At 48.5% G+C, this 11,165-nt stretch carries 7 protein-coding genes; 6 read left to right on the forward strand and 1 reads right to left on the reverse strand.

Going from position 1 to position 11,165, the window contains the following annotated elements:
• Window positions 1-1,128 (forward strand): class I SAM-dependent methyltransferase (locus OCV62_RS11620; RefSeq protein ID WP_262586844.1); only part of this gene is annotated, 1,128 nt, incomplete at its 5' end.
• On the forward strand, window positions 1,125-3,638 hold the full coding sequence (locus tag OCV62_RS11625; protein ID WP_262586847.1) for a hypothetical protein: 2,514 nt from the start codon (window positions 1,125-1,127) through the stop codon (window positions 3,636-3,638). The genes OCV62_RS11620 and OCV62_RS11625, both read left to right, overlap by 4 nt.
• A gap of 103 nt (window positions 3,639-3,741) precedes the next feature.
• On the opposite strand, the gene OCV62_RS11630 is transcribed toward OCV62_RS11625, so the two are convergent.
• Complete coding sequence (locus OCV62_RS11630; protein ID WP_117962694.1) at window positions 3,742-4,263, reverse strand: QueT transporter family protein; 522 nt, start codon at window positions 4,261-4,263, stop codon at window positions 3,742-3,744.
• Between the two features lie 675 nt (window positions 4,264-4,938).
• On the opposite strand from OCV62_RS11630, the gene OCV62_RS11635 reads away from it, so the two are divergent.
• From OCV62_RS11635 to OCV62_RS11650, 4 genes are all read left to right on the forward strand, one after another.
• Window positions 4,939-5,895, forward strand: coding sequence for an acyltransferase domain-containing protein (locus OCV62_RS11635; RefSeq protein ID WP_262586850.1), 957 nt, complete (start codon window positions 4,939-4,941; stop codon window positions 5,893-5,895).
• Window positions 5,896-6,077: 182 nt separating this feature from the next.
• Window positions 6,078-8,564 (forward strand): glycogen/starch/alpha-glucan phosphorylase, encoded by a 2,487-nt coding sequence (locus OCV62_RS11640; protein ID WP_317258848.1) that lies wholly within the window; start codon window positions 6,078-6,080, stop codon window positions 8,562-8,564.
• A 337-nt stretch (window positions 8,565-8,901) separates the two neighbouring features.
• Complete coding sequence (locus OCV62_RS11645; RefSeq protein WP_262586852.1) at window positions 8,902-10,020, forward strand: phosphotransferase enzyme family protein; 1,119 nt, start codon at window positions 8,902-8,904, stop codon at window positions 10,018-10,020.
• Window positions 10,020-11,144, forward strand: a complete 1,125-nt coding sequence (locus OCV62_RS11650) for an anaerobic sulfatase maturase (RefSeq protein WP_262586943.1) — start codon at window positions 10,020-10,022, stop codon at window positions 11,142-11,144. Before OCV62_RS11645 ends, OCV62_RS11650 begins: the two co-directional genes overlap by 1 nt.
• Window positions 11,145-11,165: the final 21 nt, after the last annotated feature.

Raw genomic sequence — 11,165 nt, forward strand, 5'->3', positions numbered from 1 at the left:
AAAATTCGCCCGGTTCTGTTAAAGGACAGGCTTTTGTTTCAGATTACCGCATATCGCGGAACGCAGGTATTTCATGAAAATCACACGGAGGAGGAGACGGCAGCGATTCTGGAAGCCGATCTTTCGGGCAGCTTTAAACAGCTGCAGATTGAGACAACCTCTTTTGAGGCGACGGTGCTGGTAAGCAAAAAAGGGAAAATGACGGTGCGCAAAAAGCAGCGCAGCGTTTCGGAAGATAACGTTAAGGTTTCGTTGTCCCACAACAGAAAGAAACGCTATATTCTGGAAGAAGGGCGTCCGGTTCCCTTTCTGGTGGATCTGGGAGTGCAGACCAAAGAAGGAAAAGTGATAACGTCGCGGTACGATAAGTTCCGTCAGATCAACCGTTTTCTGGAGTTTATTGAGGACATCTGGCCACTCCTGCCCAAGGATCGTCCGGTGCATATTATTGACTTTGGCTGCGGTAAGTCTTATCTGACTTTTGCCATGTATTATTATCTGCATGAATTAAAGGGACTGACACTGGAAGTGACGGGACTTGATCTGAAAAAAGACGTGATCGTGCATTGCAACGAGCTGGCGAAGAAATATCATTATGAAGGGCTTTCGTTTTTGCATGGAGATATTGCAGATTATACGGGAACGGACAGCGTAGACATGGTTGTGACGCTGCACGCCTGCGACACGGCGACCGATTATGCCCTGTATAAGGCGATGAAATGGCATGCGGGTGTTATTTTATCCGTGCCCTGCTGTCAGCATGAGGTCAATAAGCAGATCGCATGTGAGCCGCTGGAGGGCGCGCTGAAATATGGTTTGATCAAAGAGCGGCTTTCGGCATTGTTTACAGATGCCCTGCGAGCCGATCTGCTGGAAGAAAATGGCTATGATACCCAGGTGTTGGAGTTTATCGATATGGAGCATACTCCTAAAAATATCCTGCTTCGTGCAGTGCGCAGAGTAGACGCAGGGATGGCGGATGGACAGAGCGGTTTGACGGAAGCAGAGCAGAAGTTAGGGCAGTGCAGCAAAGAGCCGGGCTATAAAAAGCCGGATAGCAAAAGGCTGGCGGAAACCCTGCAGATCCATACGACGCTGCAGAAGCTTCTGGAAGGAGAGTTGGTTTGAAGAAAACGGTTATCAAGGGCATTGCCTTTGTTGTGATATTTGTGATTTCGCTGGTTGTGATCAGCATGGTCGCCAATCAGGGAAATGGGGATATGACTGCACCGATGCCGGCGGCCAGTCTGCCCACAATGGCAATTGTGGAAGACGGTCAGGAAATCAATCAGATGTACGGATACACAATGCAGATGGATACGGCGGATATGCGGGAAAGCATTACGCCGATCAAAACAGCGCGTCAGATCAACGCAGTGGTGCACGGGTACGGTACGGAAATTGCGGGCGTTTCCTATGAGCTGCGCAGCATCGACGGAAGCCGTCTGATTGAAAATACGGAGCTGACCGGGACGCAGGAGGGAGACGACCTGTATCTTTCCTTCCGGTTAAAGGATTTGATGAAAGAGGGCGAGGAATACAGCCTGATTTTTCTGGTGAATCTGGATGAAAGCAGACAGGTGCGTTATTATACGCGGGTCATCCAGGCGGATTATTACCTGACGGAAAAACTTGATTTCGTGACGTCTTTTTCGGATGCGACCTTTGATGCAGAGGTTTTTGCGGAAAAAGGCTATGCCAAAAAGCTGGAAACGAATTCAGATGGCGACAATTCCTCTTTTGCCCATGTGGACATTCATTGTACGTCGTCCCAGGTAACCTGGGGAAGCCTGGATGTGACGCGGATAGAGAAGCCGCAGATCTGGGTAAAAGAAATCGCACCGCAGACAGCTTCCTTTGTTTTGAGCTATCCCGTGTCTTATACAGAGGGAGGCAGTCAGGTCAGCGCGTCCGTGACGGAGTATTACCGGGTGCGTTATACAGGGGACACAATGTACCTGCTGGATTATGAACGGACTGCCACACAGTATTTTATGGAAAAATCATCAAGATTTACGGAAAGCGGATTACAGCTTGGAATTACAGATAAAAATGTCGTCATGAAAGAAAGCGATGGCGGAAATGTATTTGCCTTTGTACAGGCTGGAGCGCTTTATGTATACAACAGTGCTGACAATCGCCTGGCGCGGCTGCATTCTTTCCGGGACGAGGACAACGACGATCTGCGGGCGCGCTATGAAAACCACAGCTATGAGGTTTTGCAGGTCGATGAAACCGGAAACGTGACGTTTCTGGTATACGGTTACATGAACCGCGGCCGTCATGAGGGCGAGTGTGGTGTTTCGGTCTGCTACTACAGCAGTACACTGAACGTGACAGAGGAAATGGTGTTTATTCCTTATAATAAAAGTGCCGGGCTGTTAAAAGCTGATCTGGAAACGCTTTCTTATGTAAATGGTAAAAACGACCTCTATCTGATGGTGGACGGCAATATCTGGCATATCGGGCTGGAGGACAAATCCAGCGAAATCGTAGTTTCCGGGATTAGCACGGCTGGCTGCAGGGTTGCGGAAAACGACAGTATGCTGGTATGGCAGAAGGATCTGAAGGATTATGGCAGCACGCTGGAATTCATGAATTTAAACAGCGGAAAGCTGACGGAACTCAAGGCGGGCGAAGGCAATTTTATTCAGGCGCTCGGCTTTATGGGGGAAGACCTGATCTACGGAATTGCGTCTGCAGAGCAGGTGCAGGAGGATGCGGTCGGCAATCAGCTGTTTCCGATGCATCAGATCAGGATCCAGGATTTTGAGGGAAATATTTTAAAATCCTATGAGCAGGCAGGGGTTTATGTGACGGGCTGCCGGATTGAGGAAAACCAGATCAGTCTGGAGCGGATTTCCCTTGCGGACGGAAGGGTGACGGAGCTTTCGGAGGATCAGATTTTATATAATGATGAGATACCGGAGAGCAAAAATTATGCGGAGACAGCGTCCACGCAGGAGACGGAAAATATCGTACGAATTGTATTAAATTCCGTTCCGGATGCCAAAAAGGTCAAAATCCTCACTCCGAAGGAGGTCATCTTTGAAGGAAGCCGGGAAATTGTACTGAACGGAGAAGAGGATCAGAACCGCTATTATGTATATGGACAATATGGTGTGATCGGAATCGAAAAAGACCCTGCCGCAGCGGTGCGCAGAGCTTATGAAGCAGCTGGCGCGGTAACGGACGAGGCGGGCAGATATTTGAACAAACGCGACCGCCTGCACAGCTCGAATCAGATCATGGCGATTGATGGGGACTATGCGGACAATGAAAGAAGCAGCCTTGCGGTGTGCCTGGATACGATTTTCCAGTATGAGGGAATGGTGAAAAACAGCTCCTCGCTGCTGGCAGCCGGGCAGGACGTGCTGACGATTCTGGAAGAAAATTTAGACAATCGGACGGTGTTAAACCTCCAGGGCTGTACGTTGGATATGGTGTTATATTATCCTGACCGGGAAATCCCGGTGCTTGCAGTGATGCAGGACGGCAGTGCAGTACTGGTGATCGGCTTCAACGAGCAGAATGTCGTTTTGATGGACCCGCTGACCGGAACTGTTTACAAAAAGGGCATGAACGACGCGCGGAGCATGTTTGAAGAAAACGGGAACCGGTTTATTGCATATTCATGACAATAGAATGCTCGCAGAGCGTGCATTCTATTGCAGGTAAAGAAAAAAGGTATCGTAACCTCCAAAAAGCAGGAGGACGATACCTTTTTTGTGTTTTTGCCGTTTAAACGGGGAATAACTGGTTTTTGTATTTTTTCAGCGCAGCCAACAGAATCAGTCCGAAGATACCGCAGGAAATGATTTCCCCTGCCGTTACGGTAATCACGGAAAACCACATCGGAAGGATGCCGTAAGCGTATTTTAACACAGGCGGGATAATCACGGCGTTTGCCAGGATAGGCGGCAGAGGGGACAGCCAGGTGAAAAGCTTTTTCTGCTTTTCGTCCTTGCCGAGGGCTGCTTTTCCAAGCATCCATGTGCCGATTGCACCGATCAGGGTTGCAAGGGAACCAAAAATGATATCGGGCAGCATGGCACCGGTCACGAGGTTGGCGATCAGACAGCCGATAAAGAGTCCGGGAACTGCGGCGGGAGTCAGAAAGGGAAGGACGGTGAGGGCTTCCGAGAAGCGAACCTGAATGTTGCCGCTGGCGATGCCGAGGGCATTGGCGATCATCGTAAGAACGACGTAGAGGGCAGCAATCATCGCTGCCTGTGTGAGGTACAGAACATTTTTGTTTTTCATTTGTTTTCTCCTTTAGTTTTGTTTTACGAGTGGAAGGTCACGAACACTCGGTATGATTCATGACGATAGAATTTTGCAGAGCGCATATTCTGTTGTCATGCCTGTACAATCATATAGCAGGAAATGCAGATTGGCAAGCAGAAAATTACAGGTAGGGGTATTGAAGGGGGAAAAGTTACAGTTCACTCGCACCATTCGCAAAAGCGCATCTTCGATGCTTTCCGCTGCTTCGCAGCTCATTTTTGCTCATAAAATGGTGCTCCCTTCGTGGTTTCTTGTGCACAGATTCTCATGCGAGCATGGAATCTGCGCACAAGAAACCACGAGTGAACTGTAATTAATATTTTCGATTCCCTTTTTCCTCAGTCTGTTATATGCTAAGAATATACTTTTTTATTTCATAGGAAAATGCGTCCTATGAAATAAAAACGCCTCGTACGGATCGCACTGCAGCGGAATGGAAGAATGTCGCTTGCGCGACCCGCCGCAGGCGGAGAATCCTGCTTCGCAGGATTCTTTTTTATCGTATAGGAAACTTCGTTTCTATACGATAAAAACGCTCCGCGAGGATGCGCACTCGGCGCAAGGGTAGATGGTTGCCGAAGCAACCGCGCCTCGGCGCGAGAATGTGCCAGGGCACATTCTTTTTTACAGAAAAAGTGGATGCGCCGGCGCATGCAGACAGGCTGTGGCAGCGCATTCGATCAAGGGAAAGGACAGGGAAAAAACATGAGGGATTATCAGACTTATATCGGGGAAATCTGTGATACACTTTTGTTTCCGACAGAGGCGAAGGAGACAATGGAACAGGCGTGGGAGAAAATCTGCGCAAATGCGGCGGCAAAAGAAACGTTTCTGAAATGGCTGCTCGTATACGAGGCGGACGGCAAGCTGGATTATAAAGAGGTATTAAAGGCGGCAGACACTGCGGCAAAGGAAGCAGGGATTGCATCCTATACGGCGGATCTGTTGATTTATCTGCTGATGACGGCGCACTTAAAGGAGCGGTATCAGGAAAAAGGAATTTCAGAGCAGATCTGGCTGGATTCCTGTATGGATTTGAATTGGAAGCTGCATGAATGCCGCAAAATGTATGGAATCTGGGGAAGCTTTGTATCGTGGTGGTTTGACGGTTTTTTTGAGATGACACGGTTTGCGCTGGGCAGACTGCAGTTTGAGCTGATGGATTTTCCGGAAAGCTATGAAAAGACCGGACATGTGCGCCCGGAAGGCATGACAAAGGTTATCAATATGCACATTCCGTCCTGTGGACCGTTGAAAAAAGAGGACTGCGAGGCATCGTTTCGGCAGGCAGCAGCGTTTTTTGCGGATGCGTTTCCGGGAGAGGAAATCGCGTTTTTCTGTGAATCATGGCTGCTGTATCCGCGCCACCGCGAATTTTTAAGCCCGGATTCCGGAATTGTGCAGTTTATGTCCTTTTTTGACATTTACAAAACGGAAGAAGGGGATGGTGATCTGTGGAGAATTTACAACCGGGAATATGATGGAAATCCGGAAGCCCTGCCGGAGGAAACCACGATCCAGCGCGGCTACAAGAAACTGTTGCTTTCGGGCGGACATGCCGGATACGGAGAGGGAATTTTCTTCCAAAAAAAGAAAGAAATGCTGTAAACGGTGGTGCACAAGCACAGGGAAGGTTCATACATTGTAAAAAGTACGAAAACAGAAGAGGAAACAGTTGCGACACCCAAAAAGCATGGTATAATGAGAATATTGTGGCGTAAAGTGTTCTGCGGACAGCTGCAGAATACGGAAGAACAAAAAGCGCTTCATTGTACACAGGAGGAGAATTTATGTTGAAAAAAGCACCCATGAAGTTTGACAAAGAGCTTTTTAAGGGTACCGTACTGAACAATATCAAGACTCTTTACCGCAGAACGCTGGAAGAAGCTACCGAACAGCAGATTTTTCAGGCAGTATCCTATGCGATTAAGGACGTTGTTGTAGACAACTGGATGGCGACTCAGAAAGAGTACGAAAAAAAAGATCCGAAGATCGTCTACTATATGTCCATGGAGTTCCTGATGGGTCGTGCGCTGGGCAACAATCTGATTAACCTTCGCGCTTATAAAGAAGTGGCGGAGGCTCTGGACGAGCTTGGCGTAGATTTAAACCTTGTCGAGGATCAGGAGCCCGATCCAGCGCTGGGTAACGGCGGTCTGGGACGTCTGGCAGCATGCTTTTTGGATTCTCTTGCAACCTTAAACTATGCGGCATACGGCTGTGGTATCCGTTATCGTTACGGTATGTTCCGTCAGGAGATCCGCGATGGTTATCAGGTAGAAGTGCCGGACAACTGGCTGGCTGACGGCTATCCCTTTGAGCTGCGCCGTCCCGAGTATGCAAAAGAGGTAAAATTCGGCGGCTGGGTAAGCTCTTATGTGGATGAAAACGGCCGTACCATTTTCAAGCAGGAAGGCTATCAGTCCGTACAGGCTGTTCCTTACGATATGCCGATCGTCGGCTATGGCAACGGCATTGTCAACACCCTGAGAATCTGGGATGCGCAGCCGGTAGAGTGCTTTAGCCTGGATTCCTTTGACAAGGGAGATTATCAGAAAGCCGTAGAACAGGAAAACCTTGCACGCAATATCGTTGAGGTTCTGTATCCCAACGATAACCATTATGCGGGTAAGGAGCTGCGCTTAAAACAGCAGTATTTCTTTATTTCTGCATCTGTACAGGAAGCAGTAGACAAATATATGCGCACCCATACAGATCTGCATAAGTTCCATGAAAAGGTCGCATTCCAGTTAAATGATACTCATCCGACCGTTGCAGTAGCAGAGCTGATGCGTGTCCTGATGGATGACCATGATTTGTCCTGGGACGAAGCATGGGAAATCACCTGCAAGACCTGCGCATACACCAATCATACGATCATGTCCGAAGCGCTGGAAAAATGGCCTATCGAGCTGTTCTCCCGTCTGCTTCCCAGAATTTATCAGATCGTAGAAGAGATCAACAGAAGATTCGTTCTGCGCATTCAGCAGATGTATCCTGGCAATCAGGAGAAGATCCGCAAAATGGCGATCATCTACGACGGACAGGTTAAGATGGCGCATCTGGCAATTGTAGGCGGTCATTCCGTAAACGGCGTTGCACGCTTACACACTGAGATCCTGGAGAAACAGGAGCTGAGAGACTTCTATGAAATGATGCCGGAGAAGTTCAACAACAAGACAAACGGTATTACACAGAGAAGATTTTTACTGCATGCAAATCCGCTGCTGGCTGACTGGGTAACGGATCATGTCGGAGACGAGTGGATCACAGATCTGCCGGCACTTTCCAAGCTTCGCATTTATGCGGACGATGAAAAAGCTCAGCAGGAGTTCATGAACATCAAATATCAGAACAAGGTTCGCCTTGCAAAATATATCCGTGAGCACAACGGTATCGAAGTGGATCCAAGATCCATCTTTGACGTACAGGTAAAGCGTCTGCATGAGTACAAACGTCAGCTGATGAATATCCTGCACATCATGTACCTGTACAACGAGTTAAAGGATCATCCGGATATGGATTTCTATCCGAGAACCTTTATCTTCGGCGCAAAGGCTGCTGCAGGCTATAGAAATGCGAAGCTGACCATCAAGCTGATCAACAGCGTGGCGGACGTTATCAACAACGATCCGGTTGTAGATGGCAGAATCAAGGTTGTCTTCATCGAGAACTACCGCGTATCCAATGCGGAGTGGATTTTCGCAGCGGCAGATGTATCTGAGCAGATTTCCACCGCCAGCAAGGAAGCTTCCGGTACCGGCAACATGAAGTTCATGTTAAACGGTGCGCTGACCCTGGGCACGATGGACGGTGCGAACGTCGAGATTGTAGAAGAGGTCGGCAAGGAAAATGCTTTCATCTTCGGCCTGAGCGCAGAGCAGGTTATCCAGTACGAAAACTACGGCGGCTACAACCCGATGGATATCTTCAATAACGATCAGGATATCCGCCGTGTGCTGATGCAGCTGATCAACGGAACCTATTCCCCTCAGGATCCCGAGCTGTTCAGACCGCTGTATAACTCCCTGTTAAATACGCAGGACACTGCGAAGGCAGATACTTACTTCATTCTGGCGGACTTCAAGTCCTATGCAGAAGCACAGCGCCGCGTAGAAGCAGCTTATAAGGATGAGAAGAACTGGGCAAAGAGCGCGCTTTTAAATGTAGCGTGCGCAGGCAAGTTCAGCTCTGACCGTACGATCGAAGAGTACGAGCGCGATATCTGGCATCAGGAAAAAGTGATTCTTCCGAGCAAGCCGGAACTGTCGAAATAAACAGAATAATAAAGTAAACCACTTTTTTAACGGAGTATAGTGTGAAAAATAAGCGTGATCGCTTATTTTTCACACAGCTATTTGTGGCGCAGGCGTCACAAAGTAGCTATGATCGCAGAGCCGAACTGGACGTTCGCCTCGCGATTCCTTCGGCGCAAAGCGCCTGCGGAATGGAGATTTTTACGAAAAACGGCATGGCAGTTTCTGCTATGCCGTTTTCTGTTGTAAAAGGTACCTCTTGTGGGAAAGCAATGTACAAACGATGTAAAATGTTGTAAAATATGTGATAAGTTACAAAAGGAGACTGACAGGAGAGTTATACGGAGGGTGAAATACAATGGAGCACTTGAATAAGAAAGAAGAGATCTGCCGGAAAGTGGCGGAGAACTTTCGGTTTGCAGGGAAAATTACAAAGATGAGTCCCTATGGCAGCGGTCATATCAACGATACGTTTATGCTGACCTGTGAGCTTGAGGATGGCAGCAACAAGCATTATATTTTGCAGCGCATGAATGACGATATTTTCCGGAATCCGAAGGAACTGATGGAAAATGTTGTAAATGTTACAACGTTCTTACGGAAAAAAATTATTGCAGCCGGCGGCGATCCGGAGCGTGAGACACTTAACATTATCCTGACAAAGGATGGCGCGAGCTATTTACAGGATGAAACAGGTGATTATTGGAGAAGCTATGTATTCATTGATGATGCGACCTGCTTTGATCTGGTAGAAAAGCCGGAGGATTTTTACAACAGCGCGGTTGCATTCGGACATTTCCAACAGCTGCTGGCAGATTATCCGGCAGCAACCCTGCATGAGACGATCAAAAACTTCCACAATACGGTAGACCGTTTTCACAACTTCTTAAAAGCAGTAGAGGAAGACGTAGTCGGACGTGCAAAGGACGTGCAGGCAGAGATCGAATTTGTCAAAGCGAGAGAGGCAGACTGTCATATCATCTGCGATGCGCTGGCAAACGGAGAGATTCCGCTGCGTGTTACCCACAATGATACCAAGTTAAACAATGTTATGATTGACAATAAGACCGGCAAAGGTCTTTGTGTCATCGATCTGGATACTGTTATGCCGGGAAGTGCGCTGTACGATTACGGCGATTCGATCCGTTTCGGTGCAAGCACTGCTGCAGAGGACGAGCAGAACCTGGATCTGGTATCCTGTGATATGAACTTATTTGAAATTTATACCAAAGGCTACACGGAAGGCTGTGCAGGCAGCCTGACGGAGAAAGAAATTCGCCTGATGCCGATGGGCGCGAAGCTGATGACACTGGAATGCGGTATGCGTTTCCTGGCGGATCATCTGCAGAACGATATTTATTTCAAGATCCACCGTGAGAACCATAACCTCGACCGTGCAAGAACACAGTTCAAGCTCGTTGCGGATATGGAAGCAAAATGGGATCAGATGAATGCGATTGTGGAGAAATATCTCTGATGCCTGCGATTCATGTGATGATGAAGCCCGCATCCGGCCTGTGCAACATGCGTTGTCAATATTGTTTTTATGCGGACGAAATGGAAAAGCGCAGCCAGGCCTCTTATGGCATTATGAGCTTTGCCACGCTGGAAAACGTGATCAGACGGACACTGGAATTTGCAGAAGGCTCCTGTACGATCGCGTTCCAGGGCGGGGAACCGACGCTGGCAGGGCTGGATTTTTTCCGGGAATGTATTCGTCTGGAACAAAAATATAATACCAAAAATGTTACGATTTCCCACGCATTGCAGACGAACGGCTATGCGCTGAATGAGGAATGGTGTCAGTTTTTTGCAAAAAATCATTTCCTGATCGGTCTTTCTGTGGATGGAATCAAGGCGACGCATGATCTGTACCGGAAGGATGCTGTAGGAAAAGACACCTATTTCCGCGTTTTGGAATCAGCGAAGCTTTTGGAAGCTGCCGGTGTGGAATTTAATGTGCTGATGGTGGTAAACGGCAAGACAGCGCCGAAGATTCGCCGGATTTATGAAAATTTCCGGAAGCTGGGATTTTCGTGGCAGCAGTATATCGCCTGTCTCGACCCCATCAGCGAGCGGCAGGGGCAGGAGGAATATTCTCTTTCCCCGGAGATGTACGGAAGGTTTCTGATCGAGCTGTTCGAACTGTGGGATCTGGATTTACTGCAGGGAAAACAGCCCTATATCCGCCAGTTTGAAAATTATGTCGGGATTTTACTGGGACAGTTCCCGGAATCGTGCGAGCAGCGGGGCGTCTGCAGCTTCCAGAATATCGTGGAGGCGGACGGCAGCGTGTATCCGTGTGACTTTTATGTACTCGACGAGTATCGGATCGGAAATTTAAACGAGGATTCGTTTGAAACGATTCATGAGAGACGATTAAAGCAGGGATTTGTGGAAGCTTCCTGCAATCATACAGAAGAATGCCGCGCCTGTCCTTATTTCATGATCTGTCGGGGCGGCTGCAGGCGGCACCGGGAGCAGCCGGGAAGCAGACCGGGAGAAAATTACTTCTGCCAGTCCTATCGGATGTTTTTTGATGCATGCCTGCCGAGACTGCAGGAGATCGCGGCAGCGATCCGCTCGCAGGGGCGTGTGTAAGTGATACACCCTTCGCAGATT

It is taken from the genome of Gallintestinimicrobium propionicum (genome assembly GCF_025567525.1).
Classification (GTDB): Bacteria; Bacillota; Clostridia; order Lachnospirales; family Lachnospiraceae; genus Gallintestinimicrobium; species Gallintestinimicrobium propionicum.